Annotated in this window: 21 protein-coding genes and 1 pseudogene; 9 read left to right on the forward strand and 13 right to left on the reverse strand. The window is 44.2% G+C overall.

Features of this window, described 5'->3' with window-relative positions; all coding sequences use genetic code 11:
- Positions 1-226: 226 nt before the first annotated feature.
- Complete coding sequence (locus AACT52_RS16605; protein WP_073632377.1) at positions 227-574, reverse strand: hypothetical protein; 348 nt, start codon at positions 572-574, stop codon at positions 227-229.
- A 209-nt stretch (positions 575-783) separates the two neighbouring features.
- On the opposite strand from AACT52_RS16605, the gene thyD reads away from it, so the two are divergent.
- A complete protein-coding gene (gene thyD, locus AACT52_RS16610) occupies positions 784-1,707 on the forward strand; it encodes a thylakoid membrane protein ThyD (RefSeq protein WP_073632379.1) in 924 nt (307 codons plus the stop codon).
- A gap of 444 nt (positions 1,708-2,151) precedes the next feature.
- On the opposite strand, the gene AACT52_RS16615 is transcribed toward thyD, so the two are convergent.
- The 4 genes from AACT52_RS16615 to AACT52_RS16630 form a co-directional block, all read right to left on the reverse strand.
- Positions 2,152-2,400: a hypothetical protein gene (locus AACT52_RS16615; protein ID WP_073632381.1), complete on the reverse strand. Its 249-nt coding sequence runs from the start codon at positions 2,398-2,400 to the stop codon at positions 2,152-2,154.
- A gap of 65 nt (positions 2,401-2,465) precedes the next feature.
- Positions 2,466-2,891, reverse strand: coding sequence for a tetratricopeptide repeat protein (locus tag AACT52_RS16620; RefSeq protein ID WP_073632382.1), 426 nt, complete (start codon positions 2,889-2,891; stop codon positions 2,466-2,468).
- A 65-nt stretch (positions 2,892-2,956) separates the two neighbouring features.
- On the reverse strand, positions 2,957-3,316 hold the full coding sequence (locus AACT52_RS16625) for an iron-sulfur cluster assembly accessory protein (protein ID WP_073632385.1): 360 nt from the start codon (positions 3,314-3,316) through the stop codon (positions 2,957-2,959).
- 33 nt (positions 3,317-3,349) lie between these two features.
- Complete coding sequence (locus AACT52_RS16630; RefSeq protein ID WP_158054663.1) at positions 3,350-3,571, reverse strand: hypothetical protein; 222 nt, start codon at positions 3,569-3,571, stop codon at positions 3,350-3,352.
- A 200-nt stretch (positions 3,572-3,771) separates the two neighbouring features.
- Here AACT52_RS16630 and AACT52_RS16635 point away from each other — a divergent pair, with 200 nt between their 5' ends.
- From AACT52_RS16635 to AACT52_RS16655, 5 genes are all read left to right on the forward strand, one after another.
- On the forward strand, positions 3,772-5,433 hold the full coding sequence (locus tag AACT52_RS16635; protein ID WP_073632389.1) for a DUF6930 domain-containing protein: 1,662 nt from the start codon (positions 3,772-3,774) through the stop codon (positions 5,431-5,433).
- Positions 5,434-8,033: 2,600 nt separating this feature from the next.
- Positions 8,034-8,207: a CopG family transcriptional regulator gene (locus AACT52_RS16640; RefSeq protein ID WP_073632391.1), complete on the forward strand. Its 174-nt coding sequence runs from the start codon at positions 8,034-8,036 to the stop codon at positions 8,205-8,207.
- Positions 8,208-8,371: 164 nt separating this feature from the next.
- Positions 8,372-9,811 (forward strand): 9,9'-di-cis-zeta-carotene desaturase, encoded by a 1,440-nt coding sequence (gene zds / locus AACT52_RS16645; RefSeq protein ID WP_073632393.1) that lies wholly within the window; start codon positions 8,372-8,374, stop codon positions 9,809-9,811.
- 37 nt (positions 9,812-9,848) lie between these two features.
- A complete protein-coding gene (locus AACT52_RS16650) occupies positions 9,849-10,298 on the forward strand; it encodes an SRPBCC family protein (protein ID WP_073632395.1) in 450 nt (149 codons plus the stop codon).
- Positions 10,299-10,675: 377 nt separating this feature from the next.
- Positions 10,676-11,029: a hypothetical protein gene (locus tag AACT52_RS16655; protein WP_073632398.1), complete on the forward strand. Its 354-nt coding sequence runs from the start codon at positions 10,676-10,678 to the stop codon at positions 11,027-11,029.
- Positions 11,030-11,364: 335 nt separating this feature from the next.
- On the opposite strand, the gene AACT52_RS16660 is transcribed toward AACT52_RS16655, so the two are convergent.
- The 3 genes from AACT52_RS16660 to AACT52_RS16670 all read right to left on the reverse strand — a co-directional run bounded on the left by AACT52_RS16660 (position 11,365) and on the right by AACT52_RS16670 (position 13,724).
- The gene (locus AACT52_RS16660) at positions 11,365-11,604 is read right to left on the reverse strand and encodes a 2Fe-2S iron-sulfur cluster-binding protein (RefSeq protein WP_073632434.1); all 240 of its coding nucleotides are present in this window, start codon (positions 11,602-11,604) and stop codon (positions 11,365-11,367) included.
- A gap of 11 nt (positions 11,605-11,615) precedes the next feature.
- Positions 11,616-13,094 carry a cobyric acid synthase CobQ gene (gene cobQ, locus AACT52_RS16665; RefSeq protein WP_073632400.1) on the reverse strand — a complete coding sequence of 493 codons (1,479 nt, stop codon included), beginning with the start codon at positions 13,092-13,094 and terminating at the stop codon, positions 11,616-11,618.
- Between the two features lie 225 nt (positions 13,095-13,319).
- Complete coding sequence (locus AACT52_RS16670; RefSeq protein WP_073632402.1) at positions 13,320-13,724, reverse strand: Npun_F0494 family protein; 405 nt, start codon at positions 13,722-13,724, stop codon at positions 13,320-13,322.
- 573 nt (positions 13,725-14,297) lie between these two features.
- Between AACT52_RS16670 and AACT52_RS16675 the strand changes: the two genes are divergently transcribed.
- Positions 14,298-14,735 carry a peroxiredoxin gene (locus AACT52_RS16675; RefSeq protein WP_073632404.1) on the forward strand — a complete coding sequence of 146 codons (438 nt, stop codon included), beginning with the start codon at positions 14,298-14,300 and terminating at the stop codon, positions 14,733-14,735.
- 71 nt (positions 14,736-14,806) lie between these two features.
- Here AACT52_RS16675 and AACT52_RS16680 read toward each other — a convergent pair whose 3' ends face one another.
- The 5 genes and pseudogenes from AACT52_RS16680 to AACT52_RS16700 form a co-directional block, all read right to left on the reverse strand.
- The gene (locus tag AACT52_RS16680) at positions 14,807-15,178 is read right to left on the reverse strand and encodes a hypothetical protein (RefSeq protein WP_073632406.1); all 372 of its coding nucleotides are present in this window, start codon (positions 15,176-15,178) and stop codon (positions 14,807-14,809) included.
- Positions 15,179-15,266: 88 nt separating this feature from the next.
- Positions 15,267-16,166: an ABC transporter permease gene (locus AACT52_RS16685; protein ID WP_073632408.1), complete on the reverse strand. Its 900-nt coding sequence runs from the start codon at positions 16,164-16,166 to the stop codon at positions 15,267-15,269.
- Between the two features lie 124 nt (positions 16,167-16,290).
- A complete protein-coding gene (locus AACT52_RS16690; protein WP_073632410.1) occupies positions 16,291-17,310 on the reverse strand; it encodes an ABC transporter ATP-binding protein in 1,020 nt (339 codons plus the stop codon).
- Between the two features lie 260 nt (positions 17,311-17,570).
- Positions 17,571-18,188 (reverse strand): DUF4351 domain-containing protein, encoded by a 618-nt coding sequence (locus AACT52_RS16695; RefSeq protein ID WP_339374989.1) that lies wholly within the window; start codon positions 18,186-18,188, stop codon positions 17,571-17,573.
- A gap of 189 nt (positions 18,189-18,377) precedes the next feature.
- A pseudogene (locus AACT52_RS16700) lies at positions 18,378-18,601 on the reverse strand (hypothetical protein); the annotation flags it as partial.
- A 1,387-nt stretch (positions 18,602-19,988) separates the two neighbouring features.
- Between AACT52_RS16700 and AACT52_RS16705 the strand changes: the two are divergent.
- Both AACT52_RS16705 and AACT52_RS41395 read left to right on the forward strand, forming a co-directional pair.
- Complete coding sequence (locus AACT52_RS16705; protein ID WP_233153972.1) at positions 19,989-20,156, forward strand: hypothetical protein; 168 nt, start codon at positions 19,989-19,991, stop codon at positions 20,154-20,156.
- Entirely contained in the window at positions 20,153-23,764 is a 3,612-nt protein-coding gene (locus tag AACT52_RS41395; RefSeq protein ID WP_143172810.1) for a CHAT domain-containing protein, read from the forward strand. Before AACT52_RS16705 ends, AACT52_RS41395 begins: the two co-directional genes overlap by 4 nt.
- Positions 23,765-23,793 lie beyond the last annotated feature (29 nt).

The following is a 23,793-nucleotide window of genomic DNA, read 5'->3' on the forward strand; positions in this document are numbered from 1 at the left end:
GCGTAGTGATATCTCCGAACAATCTTTTAGCGGTGTACTTTCCCCCAGTCCAGGGGTAGGTTTTTATGTCTTGTACTGACCATTTCATAGTCCCATTTTTTGACTCAGGCGTAAACGCATCGATGGCAGCTTTCATCGGATGTATAGGACAAGAGTCGGACACCAAGGGTTTTCACCCGGAGCATCCTTATAAGGCGGGAAAGCGTCAAAAGCAAAGAATAGCTACTTACCCGGCGAGACTCTCAATCAGATGCCAATGGCGGCAGTCTTCAATTGCCTGCTTAACATATTCAAACATTTGTCGGCAGTGATTCTCTCGCTGAAGTGCTAGTTCCTCGTTTTTAATCACGATACTCATCCGGGTTTCTGTTTCAGTAGCTGTGCTTTTGTCAATCAATGCTTCCACCGTTACTAACTTTAAAAAGGATATATGACCAGGAATTTCACGCGCCATGATGTAATCGGCTGTATAGTATTGAACATCCAAATTACAATCTTGCAGAAGTTCTACAAGTAACGGTTGAAGTTGGTCAAGAGGAACAGAAAGAATAAATGAACACGTATAGCGAGCCATAATAGCCCCAAGCCTTGCAACACTCCGTCCATCCTATAATACCGAACCATCTAAAAGCCAAATCATTATAGATTCATTAAAGAACCTGTGTTTTGAGTAAAGACAAAAGCAGCACAAGACACACAAGCAAATTCCCAGAGTCAACTAAGGTGGCATAAGCCAAAACTTGGATAAAAAACTTTAAAATAGCGGTTTGGCGGAGGTTGATTATGAAAGTAGCAATTGCTGGAGCAACAGGATTTGTAGGTAGTCGTTTGGTAGAACGACTACAGGTGGAGGGTATAAAAGTGCTAGTGTTAACTCGTAACACCACTTATGCCCAAAAGGTATTTCCACCTACGGCTTTTCCCGATGTGGAAATTGTTGCCTACACACCAACAGCATCGGGAGGTTGGCAAAGTGCCATTTCTGGTTGTGATGGTGTCGTTAATCTTGCAGGCGAATCTATTGCTGAAGGACGTTGGACACCCGAACGGAAACAGGAAATCTTAAACAGCCGTAAACTGGCTACACAAAACATTGTGGACGCGATCGCCAACGCTGACCCCAAGCCTAGTGTGTTAGTCAACGCTTCGGCTATTGGCTACTACGGTACGAGTGAAACGGCTACCTTTGATGAAACCAGTTCACCCGGTCACGATTTTCTTGCCCAAGTTTGCCAAGCCTGGGAAGCAGAAGCAACAAAGGTAACAGATGCTGGCGTGCGACTCGTCATTGTCCGATTGGGTATTGTTTTGGGTAACGGTGGTGCTTTGGGTAAAATGATTACACCGTTCAAACTTTTCGCTGGTGGTCCCTTGGGTAGTGGTCAGCAATGGTTCTCATGGATTGACTTAGATGATGTCGTTAACCTGATTTTTCTAGCTTTAACGAAACCCGAAATGCAAGGGGTATATAACGCCACTGCCCCTCATCCTGTCCGAATGGCTCAATTGACCCAAACTATGGGAAAAGTCATGAATCGTCCTTCTTGGTTACCTGTTCCGGCATTTGCTCTCGAAGCCCTTTTAGGGGACGGGGCAATGGTCGTTCTGGAAGGTCAACAAGTCGTTCCCAAACGTACTTTAGAAAGTGGATTTAAGTACAACTATCCCAATTTGGAACCAGCACTGGTAAAAATTCTCAAATCCTAGGAATGAAGCATTAGGGATTGATTCTTGCTCCCGAATTCATTCGTGGGGATTCTTCTGTGGTCGCAACTCCTGAACCGCTGTGCCTCTTGGTTGATCAGTTTTTTAGGAGAATTGCAAAAGTATTTTTTATATAGAACCACTCATGGAACACAGATGCACACCGATAAATTATCTGTGTTCCATGAGTGGTTTATTTTTAAAGATAATTAACTTTTGCAAGAAATCTAGTGAACAGTGAACAGTGACCAGTAAGCAGTGAACAGTGAACAAAAAGCTGATAACTGATAACTGGTAACTGATAACTGATAACTGATAACTATAGTGCTTCTCGTTGGGATGAAGTAATTATAATTATTTATCTGTGTTCATCTGTGTCCATCTGTGGTTCTTATTTCTTGATGTGTTGCACTCAACACCAGAACCGCTATATTTTAATACCAATCATTAATTACCAGTTTTGAGGAATTTCTGAGAAACCCAATTAACAATGCCACTGATGATGGCACCAGCCATAAGGATGCCAATAGCCGGGTTAAATACAGGTTGCCAAAGCGTGTGCCACAAATCTAAGCCCAGTGGGACTCCTACTGCTTTACCAATAGCTGCAACCGCCAACCACCCAAAACCAAACAAAACTAGGAACACATCTGCCATTAAAACCAAGTTTAGCCAGCTTAAAAACTTATCTTTCATAGTAGTGATTAATTATCAGTCAATAGCTTTAGACTATTGACTGTAGATGTGGGACTGTTTAGCAATTATTCCTCGGGAAACAGCCAGTTTTTGACTTTTGCCAAACTTTGCCAGTCTGGTTTTCTGTTGAAACCGTCTTCAATGCTATTTTTGACTTCTTCTCGCCAGTCTGGGTTGACAAAAATCAACTGTTGTGCAAAGTCAACGTGTTGTCGCAAACCTTTTTGACCTGTTTCCAGCATGGCAACAGCAAGATTCACCCGTGCTTGGGCATCTTGTGGATTGAGCTTTACCGCCTTCTGTGCAGCCTTGTAAGCAAGGTTGGGTTTGTCATCTAGTAAATACAACCACGCTAGACAAGTCCAAGCAGGACTACTTCTGGGAGCGCGATCGCACAGATCCTTAAACACAGGAATAAGAGTTGAAGCTTCTTCTCCGGCTTTATAACGTTCTAAACCTGTATCAAACAGAGAGTCAACTGTATTAGTCATGAGTCATTAGTCATTAGTCACCAGTCATCAGTCCTTCGTCAAATGACAAAGGACAAATGACTATATTACACACCAAACGACTTCCCGCAACCGCAGGTTTGGCTGGCGTTGGGGTTAGTGAATTGAAAACCACCGCCAATCATAGAGTTGCTATAATCTAGCATTAAACCATAGAGATATAATAAACTTTTGCGATCGCAAACAATTTTGAAGCCATCATAATCAAAAACTTCATCTTGAGGAGTAATCTTGCTGGGGTCTTCAAAATCCATCAAGTAAGACATTCCGGAACAGCCACCTTGACGCACTCCAACCCGTAAGCATAGGTCTTTGCCGCCTTGCTGATCTTGCAAGAATTTCACCTGACGCAATGCGGCTTCGCTCAATAGAATTCCCCGTTGTTGAGACTGAGTTGCTTGTGTCATCTGCTGTTTTTACTCCTTATTCCTTATACCGTTTCACAAAAATCCTGATACAATTGACTCCCCTTGCCTTTGCTGCTCAACAACTGCTTGCCCATATATATCAACCTTAAAGTCAAATGGTATCAGTTGGTGTGAGCATGGCTGTGTGGGGGCAAGCACTCTAGTTTCAACACCAAGCTTACCGCTTGGTGGCTGTAAAGGTTTTTGTATCCATTCTAGCGACATTAATGCCACAGGAATGCAAATTGTAAACACTGCGTCAAAAGCACACAAAGATTTTTATTCTAGAATTGAGAGATTCAATGTATTTAGAGATTTGATATTTTGAAGTTCAAGCCTTGTGGTAGCCACCAGCAGCGACCACTGTTCACAAACAGCCAGAGAGTTTTGATCCGAGGCGTAAGCCCAAGTTGAAAGTTTAATTCTATATAGCTTGTTTTGATTAACTTACCTCTATGACAAGTTTTAATCGCTCTACCAGTCGTCGGCTGAAGAAATTAACCCAAATTCCTTCTGTATGGGAGGGCGATCGCCGTCCATTGTCGTCATCACAAACTCACAACTCAGACTTAGAGGCAAAGGGCGAATGCATTCTTTGGGTAGATGGCTCACAAGGCATTGTCCGGGGTATGGACGTAGTCGCAGCAGAAACTGGTCCAGAAGCAATTGTTCGTACCCTCATGCGAGCAATGGAGCATCCTCACAGTCCAGCAAAACCTGCTCGCCCTCAAAGAATTGTAGTCAAAGACCGCGAAATCCAATTTTACCTGCGCGGAGTCCTACAGGATTTGGACATTGCAATTGACTATGTACCAGAACTGCCTTTGATTGATGAACTGTTTCGTGGGTTTACCGACATCTTGGATAGCCAAGTTCCTGATTTGCCCCCACAGTATGCACAAGCGTTGCGAGAAAAAGCATTTGCAATTTGGCAAGCAGCGCCTTGGGAATTATTAGAAGAACAGCAAATCTTGTCCATAGAAATTAATAAATGGGATGTTGGTACACTCTACGCCTCAGTTATGGGAATGCTGGGGATGGAGTATGGCATTTTGTTGTATCGTTCAGAAGAGTCGTTGAAGCGGTTTCGCGCAACAGTTTTAACAGAAGACGAATCGCAAGGGCATTTAGAAGAAGCTTTCCTTAAACAAGATTGCCTGTTTCTCACCTTTGAGAGTGCTGACGACATAGACGAAGATGATGACGAAGATGATGATGAAGAATTCGGCGATTTAGCGGATTTGCCGTTATCGGAAATAGAACCCACCTTCGGTAACATCCATCCTTTAGAAGGACTGCGGTCTGTTTTATATGACGAAGAAGCACTTGTAGTCTTGGTGGCATTAGAAAGCCTAAATCGCTTTATCCGCGATCACCGCCGTCAGCTTAGTGATGACACCTTCCCTACCCTCAGTCGTCGCTATCGCATTCCGTTACCCGAGTCATCGGATGAACCAACAAAATCACTGCCTGTAACTGTCTGTTCCATGCCGCAGTTAGCCGCCGAGTTAGAGGAAATAGGAGGTTTTGACGTCGAGGATGATGACATGGAGTCAGAATCGACACCAATGTTCCAGTCATTACGAGATGATTTGATACCAGAAGACTCATTCCTCAGCTTAGGAGTCGTGTCATGGGAGATGTTGGAGTACTTGCATCAAGGTGCAAAATATCACAAAACTGGAGAAATCACACAAGCAGGGGATGGTTTGCCCGTGATTTTAATTCAAACTTCCCGTCCTAAAGCGAAAACTGTGATTTCAAATATCGAAGAAGCTGGAGGACTCAAAGCAATTTGTTTTAATCCAGGTGCTGATCCTTTTGATAGCAAAGGCTATGACTTAGGTTTGTTACAAACTGAAAACGGCGAATTGTTCCTGTTCGGTGAGTTTGAAGATGACGATCCAATACACGTAGAAGCCCGTAAAAAATGGAATCAGCGGTGTAAAAATACCAAAGGATACTGTGGCTTGATTATTGCCAAAGGATTGACAGGGTCTTCTCGTGGTAATCCCCAGTTACGAGATATGATGGCTTTGTTTGAAGCGCGCTACCTTTCTCCCAAGGATTTAGGCATTGGCACTCTCCAACTCATGCCCCAACTCCAATTTGAATAAGCCTTTAGGCAAAAGCATAGAGAATGATGGTCATTCTCTTTTGGATGAAATATATATATATTTTATCGGCTGGGCATTTTGTCCAGTCTAAATTTATAATTCCCACATTTACCCCACCCGCCTGACGGCACCCTCCCCTTATCAAATTTATAATTTCCACATTTACCCCACCCGCCTGACGGCACCCTCCCCTTATCAAGGGGAGGGTTGGGGAGGGGTATTTTTTTACAAGTGGTTATCCGGACTTGATATTACCCTGTATCCCAATACGGTTCAGTTAAAAATTTTTTGCGATTGGCTCTCGGGATGCCCCTTGGGCGATCGCTCTTTGTGTCCACACGGCATACCGTGGCACGAATGTGCCCTAGAGTACATGTGTCTTAGGTTGCATGCAACCTAAGATTGTATTGGTTATCGTTGCATGGAAATTCTCTTCTCTGAACGGTATTACCCTATATCTCTCACTCAGTCTGAATAGACAAGCCCAGTGCCTAAGTGATAGTACTGCTACTTGTAGCCATATAGTGTTGTTTTACTCAAGACCTTCGCCAAAATGCTCCTACATTAATCCTCTCCAAAACAGGACTTCCTTGGCTTTAAAGGCGGGTTCCCCCCGTTGTAAGCCCTATGCCTGTGGTGCCGCTAGGCTTAGGAGATAGCAATTGCCGTCCAGACTTCTAGCCTCTGGGGCTTTTCAGAAATTGGCGAACGTATTGTTTACTCTTAAAGTGTTTATTTATTTTAAAAAAACTAAACAAAAATTTTATTTATAATTTTTTAAACTTTTAAACCTATAAAATAGATAAAAAAATCATGTGCTGTCACAGCATTATTTAGCTCAAATGTCGAAAAAAATACATATAAGCGGCACTTTAAATTTTGTTAGTAAAACTTTAGTGTATTCGTAGTAAATTTGTCTTTGTGGTTAGCACTAGTGCAGACTCAGTACGCAACACTCAAATCAATATTGACACTCTAAGAATTACACCATCTCATCTTCAACTTTCCTTGAAGCTATCACAATAGGATTGAGATTCCAGATTTTTGGGATAAGGCTGATGGACACTCTTCAGTGACATGAAGAGGAGATTTGACCAAATTTCTTCAAAATTCTCTTTTCTTGGTATCCCTGTTCCCATGTCTTCTTGGGCTTCTCTGCAACCATTAATATCTGCTTATAAATGCAAATTCCATCTGTGACCAGTTAGTCAGCAGTCACTAACTCTAATTTAGATGACAATACATTGCCCCGCATCTAATTTACAAATGTCGTGCCAGTGGGAAATATTGCCAAATATAAAGTTTTTGTAATTTTGTTTTTTCAAAATCTTTAAAAACTGTTGTTCAAAATTTTATGATGGCTTTAATAATATTTTATGATTGAAGTAAAATTAAGAATTTTCATACCATTGATGAAAAATTAGTAAAGACTAAAATCTCTTCTAAAAAAGATATACAATGTAATCAGTTAATTGTTTCATTTATGCAAGATTATGGCAATAAATTCAAATTGTTAGAAAACGTTTGAATTGATAAAATCAAAGACTAAAAAAACAAAGGAAATAATGGTAATGTTGGGTTTTAAGGCGGCTGTCGTTTCAATGCTATTTCCAGAATCTCCAAATTGATGCTCTGGAGATAGAAACGAATTGCACCCTAAATTTAACCAAGGTAGCACTACAAGCAAGGTGAGAAAAAACAACCCGTAAATTAATATAATTATTACGGAATGTTAATAAAAAGTTTGGGACAAAACTGAAGCCCTGCTATCAGTGGAAGCTAAGCGACATTGCATGAATCCATAGCTCATGAATCTGTGGGAGATTGCAGTGTATTCTTAGAATTCCCAGACAGCTTTGCATCTCTACACCTCGCAAAGTGCTTCTAACCTCTTTTCTTGGGTGATGAGACTCGAAGGAAGAAGGTCATCTCCCTGATGAACAGGGGTTGGAACTCCTAGCTATTCGGGTGACTCCCCATGAGTTGCCAAATATGGAATAGTGTAGAAGTGGGGGCGATAAGAAGAAAATGCACAAGTCTTGACTCCAAAGTTATCAACTTTGTAAGTATGCACTTTCATGGCACCACGCAAATGTTCACAAAACAGGTTTCCTCTTGGGAGCAGTTGCTTGTCGGTGCCTACTTTAAAGTTCTTGGGAACCACCTGTAGATGCCACTAGAAGGTGCATACAAGGTAGCTGCCAAGTAAGATTATGATTTTATGACTAGAGTGTTTGGTTAACTTGGGCTGTAGACAAACTTAAATGCTCTTGTAACTACCAACATTAAAATTCGTTATTTGGTTGACAGAAGATATCTCAACTAAATTTATAAAATTCATAGTCAGGCTTTATTCATCTTGTTGCTGAGTTTAATCTTTTAGCAACGAGTGTGCGCTATTTTTCCTGTCACAAGAGCGATTAAAGGAGTTCTCTATTTAGACTTTATTGGAAAATGAAGCATACTTTATCAAAATTGAACAATTTTTTGGTCTTAACCAAATTACTTGTTTCCTGACAAAAACTCTGATAATCTTATCCTTTTCATCGTCTAGTTAGTTTCTTTTGATGATGTTAACAACCAGCAGATAGTACAATCAAATGACAAATAAGAAATGGGCTGTAAAACGTATCACTGTCAATTTAGCAGCACAGGAGGCGGAAAAACTGGAAAAGTATTGTGGGCAGACGGGTAGACCTGCAACGGATGTCATCCGGGAGCTGATCCGAGGACTGCCGCTCTCCTCCGAGGAGGCTAAAGAAGCAAGTCGCTAAGGAGACACTCTAGAGTTTAAAGTCTGAAGTCAACAATCCAAAGGTTTTTGACGACCGACTCACAACTACTGACTATCACTTCCTCACACATAACTTGATATAAGTGGCAAATTCCGACACCAACCCAGTTACAATTTGTAATGAAACTGAAAAGGAAGGACGGAATGCGCGTTGCAATCGTAGGTGCGGGACTGGCTGGGCTAGTAACCGCTGTCGATTTATCGGATTCTGGCTGTGAAGTCCACATTTTTGAGTCCCGTCCGTTTGTGGGTGGGAAAGTGGGCAGCTGGGTTGATGGCGATGGCAACCATATTGAAATGGGGTTGCACGTCTTCTTTGGCAACTACTACCAGATGTTGGAATTGATGAAGAAAGTGGGGGCGTTGGACAACCTGCGCCCTAAGGAACATATCCACACCTTCATTAATGAGGGGGGAAAAGTTGGTGTTTTAGATTTTCGCTTCATCATGGGTGCGCCTTTTAATGGATTAAAAGCATTTTTCACCGCTTCCCAACTTTCGTTGCTGGATAAGTTGCAAAATGCAGTGGCATTAGGAACTAGCCCTATAGTACGCGGCTTGGTAGACTTTGACGGCGCGATGAAAAATATTCGTGACTTGGATAAAGTCAGCTTTGCCGACTGGTTCCGCAGTCATGGGGGTAATGATGGTAGCATCAAGCGGATGTGGAACCCCATCGCCTACGCCCTCGGTTTTATCGATTGCGAACATATTTCTGCCCGTTGTATGCTAACAGTCTTTCAGTTATTCGCAGTCAGAACCGAAGCGTCGAAACTGCGAATGCTGGAAGGTTCCCCTTATGAGTACCTGCACAAGCCTATCTTGGAGTATCTCGAAGCTAGGGGGACAAAAGTTTACACTCGTCGGAGAGTGCGAGAAATACAGTTTACTGAAGAGGCAGACCAAACGCGTGTCACTGGAATGGTAGTGGCTGATGGTGATACAGAAGAAGTGATCACAGCTGATGCCTATGTCGCTGCCTGTGATGTCCCAGGAATCCAGCGTTTGCTGCCTCAAGCGTGGCGCAAGTGGTCAGAGTTTGAAAATATATATAAATTGGAATGTGTGCCAGTAGCAACAGTACAGTTGCGGTTTGATGGCTGGGTGACGGAACTGCATGATGCCGAAGAGCGCAAACAACTCAACCATGCAGCAGGAATTGATAATTTGCTTTATACTGCTGATGCTGACTTTTCGTGTTTTTCTGATTTGGCATTGACAAGCCCTGGAGATTATTACAGGGAAGGACAAGGTTCACTATTGCAGGCAGTTCTGACACCAGGTGATCCGTTTATTAAGCAAAGTAATGAGGCGATCGCCCAACACGTCCTCAAGCAAGTGCATCAGTTGTTCCCCTCCTCGCGGGAGCTAAATATGACTTGGTACAGTGTGGTAAAACTTGCTCAGTCTCTGTACAGAGAAGCACCAGGAGTTGATATTTATCGTCCTCAGCAAAAGACGCCGATTTCTAATTTCTTCCTAGCGGGTAGTTATACGCAACAGGATTACATCGATAGTATGGAGGGTGCAACAATTTCGGGAAGGCGTGCGGCGAAGGCGATTTTGGAGAATCTGAAGAAATGAACCGCCAAGGCGCTAAGGACGCCAAGGAATAACAGATATGGCAGATTGGTTGGAGCATAGTGTGCAGGTTGAGGTAGAGGCTCCCATAGAGTTAGTATGGAGCCTCTGGGCTGATTTGGAGCAAATGCCCCGGTGGATGAAGTGGATTGATTCAGTGACGGTTCCAAAGGATAATCCAGAGATATCTTTGTGGAAGCTCAACACTGGCGGTTTGGAGTTTACTTGGAAATCCCGCATTCTCAAAGTTGTCCCGAACCAAATCATCCAGTGGGAATCGGTGGATGGTTTGCCAAATCAGGGAGCAGTGCGTTTTTATGACCGCCACAGTAGTAGTATTGTTAAACTTAGCGTTGCCTATGCTATCCCCGGTATCATAGGGAAAATTATGGATAATTTGTTTTTGGGACGTGCTGTAGAATCAACTATTAAAGCGGATTTGGAAAGGTTTCGAGAATATGCTCTTAAGGCGAAATCAAATCAATCCTAGTCATCATCTAAATGTAGTCAATTAAATGTAGTCAATGTTACCCCGAGTCTCGGAGATCGAAACTCGGGGTTTTGGTGCATAAACGCAAGTTCTAGTTGGGATAACCTCAATAAGTTGCAGCTTAACGGCTCAATCTTGATTTTACTCTTCTCAATGTCCTAGATTGAGTGTTATGCTGTCTTGCTAAATTATTGCTAACTTGCAGATTAACTGGTATATCTAGCCTTTATTTCTCTTCAAATAAGCCAAATAATATACGAAAGGTCAAAAGTTTGAGCATTTACCAAGCCTCAGTACCATAAGCAAGTCCCAGGCTCAGTTTTTGCTACTAAACAATTTTTTTGACTTGAATAGTTCATGCTTTTGGATATTATACTATGAAACACCTAATTCTGAATAGTCTATCGCTGTTGCTTCTGTCTGCTACCACAGCGCCCATTGTACAAGCACAAACAACAACAGTTAGCCCAACTACGGTCGAGAGTACCTCAGATTATAAAATCAAACCAGAGAATCTGGTTTTCTTGGCTTATCAAGGTGAGTTGAAGCAGTATAAAATTCCCAGTTACGCAGCCCTGCTTAGTGCTTATCAATCTGGAAGTATCACTGCTAAAACGCTTGTCCAAGCTGCAATTGAGGACAACAAATTACCATCACACTTTCTAACTAACCAGAACTACTTGTACCAGGTAGATTCCGAACTCAAAAGTCTAATTTCCAGTAATCAGTAGTACAGGGATCTATCGAAAGCTGTATTGCTGAGATAGCTTTTGCCATCGGTTAGTCATGAGTAATAGTGTTAAAGTTCTGCCGACGAAATCGCTCACCTACAAGTGCTCATAACGGTTTCGTTGGTAGTTCCTGATCAACTGGTCATTTGCTTGTAGTTGTGTTTCAGCACACCTATAAACTGTATGGGCGTTGCTGAATCAGGATATGAATTGTCATTTTGAGCGTAACGAAGTGAAGCGAAAAATCTCGCAGATGCTGAATGTAGCGAGCGCGAAATGAAGCATGACAAAACTGAATTCATACTTCAAATCAGCAACGCCACTGTATGAAGCCATTACCAAGTCGGGTCACTAAACAAATTTATCGTCAATTGCTCGCGTCCGGGTGGTACTGCGGCAATACAAGCGCGGATGGTATCTCCGTCCTCCACTTCCACACTGCAAGCGTAACACGACCCCATCAGACAGCCAGTGGGAATGAACACACCTGCCCGATCTGCTACATCCAGCAGTGGTTCTCCCACTTCGGCATCAACTGTAATATCATCTGGTAGAAACCGGACGCGAACACTCATGAAAACCATCCTTAAGACAAAAACGGTGTTAAGTCTAAATGGCGTTCAACTTCAGTTGCAAGAGAGTCTAAAATATGCTCTCTTTGTTCCCGGTAATTGGCAACGCCCGTAGGCAAAGATTTTAAACCCCGCTGTTGACGCAAGCGGTTTAACCAAGCACGTCTCCAAGGACCGTTGTCAAAAATACCGTGGAGATAAGTACCCCAAACGGATAAGCAATTATCCACCAAACCTAAATTAGCATCGTCAAACAGAGTATGGTACTTCTGAGGCTCTGTTGTGGGAATTTCTATGCGCGATCGCCCTTGGTGAATTTCAAACCCAATCACGGGTAAGCCCATTTGCGGATAATTCGAGCTGACTTGGCGCTGGCGGGCAATTTTCTGTCCTGTGATCACAGTTTTTATCGGTAATAAGCCCAGTCCTTGATATCTACCAGCTTGTCCCTCAATCCCCTCTGGATCGGCTATCATCTGACCTAATATTTGATACCCACCACAGATACCAAGAACTGTACCACCAGCTGCTGCGTAGTGCTGAATTGCTTCTGCCATACCACTTTTTTGCAGTAGCAACAAGTCAGGAATTGTGGTCTTTGTCCCTGGGATAATCACGGCATCAGGATGTCCTAATTCTTGCTTGGGACTTAAGTATCTCACTCCGACTGTAGGTTCTGATTCTAATGGGTCAAAGTCGGTAAAGTTAGAGATTCTCGGTAAGCGGATAACACTGATGTTAAGTTCACTTTGTAATTTTTGGACTCTACGTTCTAACAAGTCTAGAGAATCTTCAGCGGGAAATACCTGTTCCAAGTAAGGGATAACACCGATAACAGGAATACCAATGCGTTCTTCCAACCATTTTATTCCCGGTTCTAAGAGCGATCGCTGTCCACGGAACTTGTTAATGACTATACCCCGAATTAAAGCGCGTTCCTCTGGCTCCAGTAACTCCAAAGTTCCCACGACATGGGCAAAAGCGCCACCTCTGTCAATATCAACAACCAGTAGAGTTTGTGCATTCAGGTGTTTTGCCACCCGCATATTCGTCAAATCTCGGTGTTTGAGGTTGATTTCCGCAGGACTCCCAGCACCTTCGCAAACCAATAAATCAAATTCTGTGCTCAAATGCTGTAGCGATTCTTCAATTGTCCGCCACCCTAGTTCAAAATATTGTTCGTAGTACTCGGCAGCACTCACTTTGCCCACAGGCTTTCCCTTGATTATGACTTGCGAGGTCATATCTCCTTGGGGTTTGAGTAAAATTGGATTCATTTCTACCCAAGGAATAACTCCCGCAGCCCAAGCTTGTACCGCCTGAGCGTAGCCAATTTCCCCTCCATTGGCGGTAACATAAGCATTTAAAGCCATATTTTGACCTTTGAAGGGAGCCACTCGCCAGCCACGCCGCGACAAAATGCGACAAATAGCTGCGGTTAACAGTGATTTCCCTGCATGGGATGTCGTTCCCACTATCATAATTGCTTTCATAACCAAATATCTGTTTTTCCAGATTGGGTGTGTGAACTTAAAGGGTTAAGGGTGATTTATGACTCATTAGTCATGAGTTACAAGTTTTTGGACTCTTGACTAAAGAGCCAAGATTTCACCAATGAAGTCGGATAGGTATGATCAAGACTTCATGAATTGAGTTGAAACTTCCGTGTTTATTGTTCCCTTTGATTCCCCACTCTTAACTCTTGTTGACCCTTAATCCTAAAAGGGTAGTCTAAACCAACGAATGACAGCATTGTAAAGGCGATCGCCCCATGTAGGACTACCCCAAGCTTTACCCTGAGATTGTTCCACCAATTGGCGACCTAGGGGAGTCAGCCGAAAACTGTCTGTAATACCCTGACCATCAACTTCGCGGCGCAGTACACCCACTTGGATTAGCCACACCAAAGCGTTATCTGCTGCCAATTCTGACAGAGGTCGTTTCGTGAAGTCCTTCTGGACACCAGAATTACCAATCATCTCACTTATCGCTACACGACGAGAGCGCATCGCTTCAAACAAACCAAGATTGAAGGGAGAACACACTAGCGCTCTTTGAGCTCGTTTTAGCGTAGGCTGGGCGTAGGAAAAGGTTTTCTGGCTTTGAGAATCGACAACAGGCATTATGGCTCTCTTGATAAATTTTCTTTAAAGAGAGATATCTACTGCTAAGTAAATTGTAGCAGGAGATACCTAATCCAACAAATCTTCACATATTACCTATTATCTACTACCTACTCCTATCGGCAATAGACAACCTTTTGACTAACAAGAGTACATCGGTTAGAACTCAGAACTTATACCAATTTGAAAAAAGAATGCAACACATAGTAAAATACTCCTCCCTAACCCTCCCCATGAATCGGGGAGGGTGCGCTCTCTTCGTGGGTGGGGTATCTGTCGCAAACATTTTTTGAATCGGTATTAGCTTGGGAATTCGCGTGGGGGTGGGAGATGAATCAGTGGTACAAGCCGGGCTGCGTTCAAGGAACCGGATAACATTTCAATATTTGTGAAATATCCCGTTATAGGTGGAGTTCCAAGCTGAATTCTGACTTCTATGGAATACCTGTAGTAGACGCCACTTAAAAAAAATAGACAAACTTTGATACAATAGCACTCGTCAGGGAAAGTTGAACCATGTTGTTAACATGACTTGCCCTGCAACTAACCTTGTATACGAGAGATACTAAAACTATGGCACTAGCAGTTGGTAGTGATGCACCTACATTTACCGTCAAAGACACCAACGGCAACACTGTCTCGTTATCTGATTTTAAGGGGAAAACGGTAGTTTTGTATTTCTACCCCAAAGATGACACACCAGGCTGTACCAAACAAGCTTGTAGCTTTCGGGACGCCGTTGACCAATACAAGAGCAAAGATATAGTGATATTGGGAGTCAGCGCAGATGATGAAGCCTCCCACCAGGCATTCACCCAAAAATATAATCTCAATTTTCCGCTACTGGCTGACACCGATAAAAGCTTGATTCAAGCATACGATGTTGATGGTGGTGGATACGCCAAGCGCGTTACCTACGTGATTGATGGTAACGGCAAAATCATCAAGGTTGACTCTAGTGTCAACACATCTACCCATGCTAGTGATGTTTTAGCTGCATTGGGGCTGTAGACGAGATCAGGGGATAAGGAGATGGGACAGGGGGATAACTTCCTCGTCCTCCTTATCCTCCCCAAGTTTTTTCACTTAGTCGTCTGAGGCGTAGTCACCTGAAAGCGTGGTTGGTTTGGCTGCTGTTGAGTTTGCTGTTGCTGAAGCAATTGTTGTTGCTTTGCTCTGAACGCAGCTGCAGCGTCATTCAGTTGTTGGTTCTGTTCATTTGCATTCCAAACCGTAGTTCCTTGTTGAAGGCGATGTAATAGACCAAACGCACCCATATTATTCACCTCATCGCTGCGAGGTGACAATGGATCGTCAGCCTGTTGTGGATTGAGGTCTTGCAGGATACTTCTGGATTGAGCTAAGCTGGGTTGAGGCAATACTAAGGAAGTAAAGCTCATTCCTGCAAAGGTGACTGCAAATAGTTGCTTAAGCGGTAAAAAAGGTATTTTCATAAAAGCCTCCAAGAATTTTGAAAACCCACACCCTCAAGGTGTGGGAGTGCGGATGAGTTTTTACCTTAAAATAAGTAATGCTTTTATCTTAAGCAAGAGTCCGCCGCAGTTGGGGTTGAATACTCAATAAAGCTACAACGGCGAAGCCAAGCAACACCAGCAACGCACCGCCAAAGGTGACATCACCCCAAAAAGCGTGCATCACTACGCTATTTAATGCCCAATCTTTGTGAAAATACAAATAGCGAATTGGTTCAATGGCATAGCTCAGGGGATTAAGGGTAGCTACAACCTGCAACCATTTGGGCATGAAGGATAAAGGAGCTAAAGCTGTGCTGGCAAACAACAATGGCAGGTTACTGACAAAAATAACCGCGATGAGTTCGATGTGTCCAGGCAAGGCAAAAGCCAAACCAAGGCTGATAGCAGTTACGCCTAATGCCAAGAGGAAGACAATTAAAGCTATTGTTGCCAAACCTGCTGCATCTGGTAAACCAGCCCCTAAAAACGCTGCTGCTGTCACAATGACGGCTGCTTGCACCAAACTTTGACTGATAATAAAGATAGCCGAAGCAAAAACTATCGAAAACCGCGATGCTAGTGGCGCTACCAGCAAACGATTTAAAAAGCCGAATTCTCGGTCAAACATCACGGGTAAGCCAGCATTCAGCGCCCCACCAAATGCAGTAAAAACAATTATACCTGCGCTCAGAAATTGCCCATAATTTGTGGTATCACCAAATATGCCTTTCGGTGCATTTTGAAACAAAGCGCCAAACAGCACCAACCACATCACCGGCTGAATAATACCCGCAATTAACGTTGAGGGACGCCGCTGCAATTGAATAAACAAGCGACGAGTCAAAGCCAGCGTCTCTTGCACAAATTCACCAAATACGTTAGGAGCAGTCTCTACCTCATATGCTTGGGGTGACGCGACTTGCTGCCAATTAATATCAGATTTTGGAGGTGAAACAGTACCACTCATAGTAGTTGTTAGTTGTTAATTGTTAGTTGTAGAGACGTGCCATGGCGCGTCTCTACATTTGTTAGTTGTAAATTCGGTTTGTAGTAAGCGCTTAAGCGCTCACTACGAACTCATTCCCTAATATCTATCTCATACTCTGCTTCTTCTCAGCCTTGGGATCGCGACTTCCAGCAGCCGCCAGTTCCGCATCCATCAGAGTTCGTCCCGTCGCTGCTAGGTAAACATCATCTAAACTCGGTCGAGATTGGGCAATACCAAAAATCGGTAAACCAGCGGAATTCAGCGATTGTTGGATGGAAATCAAAGCATCATTTTGCGGTGTCACTACTAAGTTGAGGGAATTCCCCTGAGCGTTATTAATAATCACTTCTTGAACAAACGACAAAGATTTCAGCAAATCTTTGGCTTTCTCGGCTTCCTCAACGGGTGAAAACTCGCGGATTCGTAAAGTGATGCGATCGCCCCCCACTTTATCTTTCAACTGAGAAGGTGTCCCAGTGGCAATCACAACTCCACGGTCAATAATCGCCACCCTATCAGCCAAAGCGTCAATTTCTTCTAAATAATGGCTGGTAATCACTACGGTTGTTCCAGCTTCTCGCAACTTCCGCAAGAAATTCCATACCACAAAACGGGTTTCTATGTCAAGTCCTACCGTTGGCTCATCCAAAACCAGGACATCCGGTGCATGAAGTAATCCCGCTGCCAAATCTAGGCGTTTGCGTAAGCCGCCAGAGTAAGTGCCAGTCTTTTTATCAGCATATTCCTGCAACCCGAGTAACTCCAGCATCGTGTTCACTCGTTGTTTTGCCACTGTGCCAGGTAAGTGATACAGCGCTGCTTGCAGTTGCAAAAGTTCCCGCCCAGTCAGTACTTTATCTGGTGCCACTTCTTGGGCGACATAACCTAGCCGTTTTCTTGCTGCCCGAGGGTTATTAATAACAGATATGCCAGATACTTCTATAATACCCGCATCCGGTGTGGTGAGAGTACACAAAGAACGCAGGGTAGTGGTTTTTCCCGCTCCATTGGGACCGAGTAAACCAAAGATTTCCCCTGGTTCTACCTTGAAGGAAACATCCTTCACGGCTTCAACCGTGCCGTAGCGCTTTTTTAAATTTTCAATTAAAACGGCGGCAGCCATGATAGTTTATCCTAACTATACAAATCTCAACAAAGTCTATCTTTCTTTATTGTAGTTGAGTGGTGTTAGGCGTGGCGAAGGCACAAAGTAACGCAGCGTCTTAAAGGGCGATCGCCGCTTTACGACTCAATACGTTCAGTTAAGGTTGATGTGTAAAAAATCATGTGTGTAGAGACGCGCCATCCGAGAGTTCAACATTGTGTTCCTGATAAGGATTCTGGTCTTATCACCAAGCGTATTGGGGTACGACTCGCTTTATCTTATTGGTTCGGTTGCGCTGGAGAGATATTCACCAGGTAATTGACTAAATCGCTTTGGCTGGAGAAATCCAACAGTGCCTCAGCTAACTCGTCTAACTGAGTGATGGATAAAGTCTGAATCTGCTGTTCTATCTCTGGTTCAATTGCACCAAACCGACGTATTAAAAGACGCAGTATGACTGCTACCTCTCCTTTTTGTAGACCTCTTTGTTCTCCCTGCTGCAATCCCTTTTGCAAAATGTCTTGATAAATCACAGATTCTTGCATAACTTCCTCTCTAAATAGCTGTGTAATCAAATTTTTTGGAAACCTCAAACCAGCTAAAACCTGTACGCAAGCTGATATATTCTGTCGTTCGTCCCTTTCCTCAATCATATCGACAGCAGCGGCGACTTGTTCTAATAAGTCCTGGGGTGAGTCGGTTCTAGCCAACGTCGCCAGTGGTAGGAGTGCGGGGTTAGCCAGCAGTGGTGTTGGATCTTCCTCCCACAGACGAATGACTCGATACTCGTGTCTGGTTTTTCTGTCCACATATTGAGTGTTAAAGACAATTTCTGAGGAAGTGGCTTGTAAGAAAATCAACACTTGCTCAATGTCACACCAGTATTGTCGTTTCAATCTTGTGTAGTAATCAAGCATGCGAAAGTCGAGTGGCGGTGTGGATTTTGGTGAAGTTTGAAATTCTATCGGACTTACGCAGAAGAGATCCCCCAACCCCCTTAAAAAGGGGGCTTTTAAGATTCCCCCCTTTTTAAGGGGAGCCAGCCGCGTGCGGGGGTTCCCCCCGTTGAGCGGACTGGCGTGGGCTAGCGGGGGGATCGAGGTTTCGGGTTTTCAGTGCGTAAGTCCTGTTCTAAATGCAGGATTTGGTTGGAGATTTGCAGGAAGGTGACTGAATCTGCGCGGATTGGTTCTAGGTTGAGTTCGGTTTTCAGGACTTCGATATCTGAGGTGTCAGAGGAGAGTAACCATCTGGCAAAATCGGCTGGGTAGTTTTCCGCGAGATATTTGCAGGTGTTGTCGTAACTCAAGGGGGAATTGCTTACAAAAAATGTGGATTTTATGCTATTCTATGAATAATGGAGAAGGTGTGCGCAGGTAAACTCAGCTTCACAATAGCGCAATTGGTCGTAAAGAATATTTCAACAAATAAATTATCCAATGAGAGTGGGGTGGGCATCTGGTTTCCCCAGTTTATTCCACGTTGATTTACCCCACCCCTCAATCCCCTCCCCTTGGTAAGGGGAGGGGAGGTTTTGGCGTGCCTCGTTCCCAGCCTGAGGCTGGGAATGCCTATTGGGAGGCTCTGCCTGCCTTACTTGCGTTGCCTCGTTCCCAGCCTTGCCTCGTTCCCAGCCTTGCCTCGTTCCCAGCCTGAGGCTGGGAATGCCTATTGGGAGGCTCTGCCTGCCTTACTTGCGTTGCCTCGTTCCCAGCCTTGCCTCGTTCCCAGCCTTGCCTCGTTCCCAGCCTGAGGCTGGGAATGCCTATTGGGAGGCTCTGCCTGCCTTACTTGCGTTGCTAGCCGCTTCAACAGTTACCAGTTATCAGTTATCAGTTATCAGTTGTTCACTGTTCACTGTTTTAAGGGCATTTCCAGGTGGAACCACCGCGCACGAGATTAAAGACAGGGTTTTGGCTTAAGTTGACACCAATGGTATCTAATCTCCCCAGTTTATAGGACGGGCAAGATGCCCATCCCACAAGAAAAAGTTGGATATTTTTTTATTTGGAAGTCCCTAAAATCTCAGCGACGAGTATCAGAACTTGGTTGACGAGTGTTTAAGACTCGGCGACGAGTATCAGAACTTCGCGCTCCGAGTGTTGAAGACTCAGCGACGAGTGTTGAAGACTCAGCGATGAGTGTTTAAGACTCAACCACGAGTGTTTAAGACTCGGCGACGAGTATCAGAACTTCGCGCTCCGAGTGTTTGAGACTCGGCGACGAGTATCAAAATCTCAGCGACGAGTATCAGAACTTCGGGCTCCGAGTATTAAGGGATTTCCAACAAATAAATTATCCCCTAACAGTGGGGTGGGCATCTTGCCCGCCCAGTTTATAGGACGGGCTAGAAGCCATGCGTGTCAACAATCACGTTCAAACGTTTATTCCACGTTGATTTACCCCACCCCTTAATCCCCTCCCCTTGGTAAGGGGAGGGGAGGTTTTGGCGTTAGCCAAAGCCGGGGTGGGGTGAAGCAGCTTCGGGGTGGTAAGCATAAAGCCGTGATGTAACTTAATGACAAGGTTCTTGCCTTAGACACCTATGCCCTCGTCCCGTCTCCCAATTTGGAACAGAGGTGTCTGTAAGGGCGGAGTGAGGTGTAAGTCATGAATGCAACAGGCGTATATTTCCGTAATTGCGGGCAATACTGTTGAAGCATCATAATATTGATATCTCACACCCGCGCCTACTGATGAACGAACAGCGCCAGCAAGCCTATCTCGACTTGATTGAAAGACTGCTGAATTGTCCGAGTGGGGAAGAACCAGAGGTTTTACAGGCTAACCAAGATTTACTTGATGCTGAATTCTTGCTCATGCTGGAAGCTGTGGCGGAGAATTTCTCACTGCAGGGGGTATGAAAATGTGGGGAATAGGAAATTGGTTGAGAAATCTGGCAAATCAGTTGAGGGAAGCGTTGAACCTCACCCCCCAACCCCCCTCTCCGCAAGCAGAGAGGGGGGAGAATTCTCCCCTTACCGCTGATGGAGATGGGTTACAAGCCTATCTGCAATTTTTGATGGAGGTACTGCAAGCAACAGCAGAAAGCGAAGGTGATGCGCAGGTAATTTACCCGTTGCTGGTAGAAAACACAAAATATCTCAATCGTAATTTAGCAGAAGTCTTGCGGCGTTGGGCGACAAGTAAGCTGGCGGAAGTTGAGACAGATGAAGCACCATCCATCGCTGGAGATATTGGCAATTTTAGTAATCTCATTCAGCAATTCCCCTTGGGTGACAAAGCCAGCAACATGGAAATTGCTATTGCTGGTTATGAAGTCGTGTTAACCGTGTTCACCCGCCAAGCGTTTCCCCAACAATGGGCGAGTACGCAAAATAATCTGGCGACTGCTTACGCTGACAGAATATTGGGGGAGAAAGCACAGAATATAGAATTGGCGATCGCATCTTACACGAATGCTTTGTCCGTTTACACCCGCGACGCCTTTCCCCAAGATTGGGCGATGACGCAAAATAATCTGGGGCTTGCTTACGCTGACAGAATATTGGGGGAGAAAGCACAGAATATAGAATTGGCGATCGCATCTTACACGAATGCTTTGTCCGTTTACACCCGCGAAGCGTTTCCCCAAGATTGGGCGATGACGCAAAATAATCTGGCGATTGCTTACCGTAACAGAATATTGGGGGAGAAAGCACAGAATATAGAATTGGCGATCGCTTCTTACACGAATGCTTTGTCCGTTTACACCCGCGAAGCGTTTCCCCAACAATGGGCGATGACGCAAAATAATCTGGGGAATGCTTACCGTAACAGAATATTGGGGGAGAAAGCACAGAATATAGAATTGGCGATCGCTTCTTACACGAATGCTTTGTCCGTTAGAACCCGCCAAGCGTTTCCCCAACAATGGGCGATGACGCAAAATAATCTGGGGAATGCTTACGGTGACAGAATATTGGGGGAGAAAGCACAGAATATAGAATTGGCGATCGCTTCTTACACGAATGCTTTGTCCGTTAGAACCCGCCAAGCGTTTCCCCAACAATGGGCGATGACGCAAAATAATCTGGGGGCTGCTTACCGTAACAGAATATTGGGGGAGAAAGCACAGAATATAGAAATGGCGATCGCTTCTTACACGAATGCTTTGTCCGTTTACACCCGCGAAGCGTTTCCCCAAGATTGGGCGATGACGCAAAATAATCTGGCGGCTGCTTACCGTAACAGAATATTGGGGGAGAAAGCACAGAATATAGAAATGGCGATCGCTTCTTACACGAATGCTTTGTCCGTAAGAACCCGCCAAGCGTTTCCCCAAGATTGGGCGACAACGCAAAATAATCTGGCGATTGCTTACGCTGACAGAATATTGGGGGAGAAAGCACAGAATATAGAAATGGCGATCGCATCTTACACAAATGCTTTGTCCGTTAGAACCCGCCAAGCGTTTCCCCAAGATTGGGCGACAACGCAAAATAATCTGGCGACTGCTTACGCTGACAGAATATTGGGGGAGAAAGCACAGAATATAGAAATGGCGATCGCTTGTTACACAAATGCTTTGTCCGTTTACACCCGCCAAGCGTTTCCCCAAGATTGGGCGATGACGCAAAATAATCTGGGGCTTGCTTACTCTGACAGAATATTGGGGGAGAAAGCACAGAATATAGAAATGGCGATCGCTTCTTACACGAATGCTTTGTCCGTTAGAACCAAAGACGCCTTCCCGCAAAACCATGCTGACACATCATTCAACCTGGGTATTGCTTACCAAGACGTACAACGCTTCACTGACGCTTACACAACTTTTAAATCTGCTATTGAAACAGCGGAGTTGTTGCGGGGGGAAATTGTTTCTGGCGATGAAAGCAAACGCAAACAAGCAGAAGAATGGAACAGTCTTTATCGCCGCATGGTAGAAGTTTGTCTGGAGTTGAAAAAATATAGCGAAGCAATCGAATATATTGAGCGTAGCAAAACCCGTAACTTGGTGGAACTGCTGTTCACCCCTGACTTGTACCCCAAACTCGCAATTTCTGAAGAATTGAAAAATCAATTCCAACAGCTACAGCAAAACATCGAAGAAGAAAAGCGCCGTGTAGAACAAGCAGAAAAATCTTATCTCCAAGATAGCGATCATGCCTTGCTGAATAAGTTGCGTCAAACGCGAGAACAACTGATCACAAAAATTATCGGCTTAAACCCTATCCGCTATGACGAAATTTACAACCTGCTAGATAAGGAAACTGCGATCATTCAATTCTATATCTTTGGCAATTGTTTTCGCGCTTTCATCATCACCCGCCACAAAGAGCAACCAGAAATTTGGCAGTCGGAACCTCAAGATTTAAAAAAGTTGCAGAATTGGAGAGATGAATATCTCCAGCTTTACTCTGATAACAAAAAGCACTGGCGATATTGCCTGAATGATAAACTCAGCCAACTCGCTGAGATTTTACATATACAAGAAATTCTTTCTGTTGTTCCACAAGAGTGCAAGAAAGTTATTTTAATACCCCATCGTTACCTGCACCTTCTCCCTCTCCATGCTTTACCCATACAGGAATCGTGTCTCCTGGAATTATTCCCCCAGGGAGTAGGATACGCCCCCAGTTGTCAACTTTGGCGCGTGACGCAAAACAAAGCCAAAACATTATCTCATACTAAATTACCTCACCCCGCCCTGACGGGCACCCCTCTCCTTACTAAGGAGAGGGGAGGGGGTGAGGTTTTGAACAGTCACCTATTCGCGATTCAAAACCCGACAGATAATTTAGAATTCACCGACATCGAAGTCGAGACAATTGCTGCTGCATTTCACCCACGCCAAATCCTGAAAAAAAGTGAAGCAACAGCACAAGCTTTGACAGAACCAACAACCGCCGAATATTTCCGCGATGCAAACTGGCTGCATTTTTCTTGTCACGGCTACTTCAATTTTAACCTTCCTGAAAAATCCGCTTTACAGTTAGCAGCTTCTGAGATTTCTCCTCTCCCAGCAGATGCAGAAATCTCCCGCTATTTGCGAGTTTCTGAAGACGCCGGAATTGATTTAAAAAAGTGCCTTACTCTAGAAGATATCTTTCAATTAAATTTACCTAACTGTCGTCTTGTGACGCTTTCCGCTTGCGAAACAGGCTTAGTTGACGGTTTCAATACCAGCGATGAATATATTGGTTTACCCAGTGGGTTTATCCGCGCCGGTGCAGCCAGTATTGTCAGTAGTTTATGGGCTGTCGATGACTTTTCCACCGCTTTATTAATGATTAAATTTTATGAAAACTTGCAAACAGTAACTCACAATGTGCCAATTGCTCTTAACTCTGCACAGCAGTGGTTTCGTCGAGTCACGCAAGAAGAGTTACTGCAATGGATTGATACTAAAACAGATATGAATGCTCAACAAAAACAGAAAGTCAAAGAGAGATTAAAAGAATATAAGCCAGAACATAAACCATTTGAACAGGCGGGTTTTTGGGCAGCTTTTTGTGCAATAGGAGAATAACCTCACCCCCCAACCCCCTCTCCGCTAGC

It is taken from the genome of Scytonema sp. HK-05, assembly GCF_963872035.1.
In the GTDB taxonomy this organism is placed as follows: Bacteria; Cyanobacteriota; Cyanobacteriia; order Cyanobacteriales; family Nostocaceae; genus Kalymmatonema.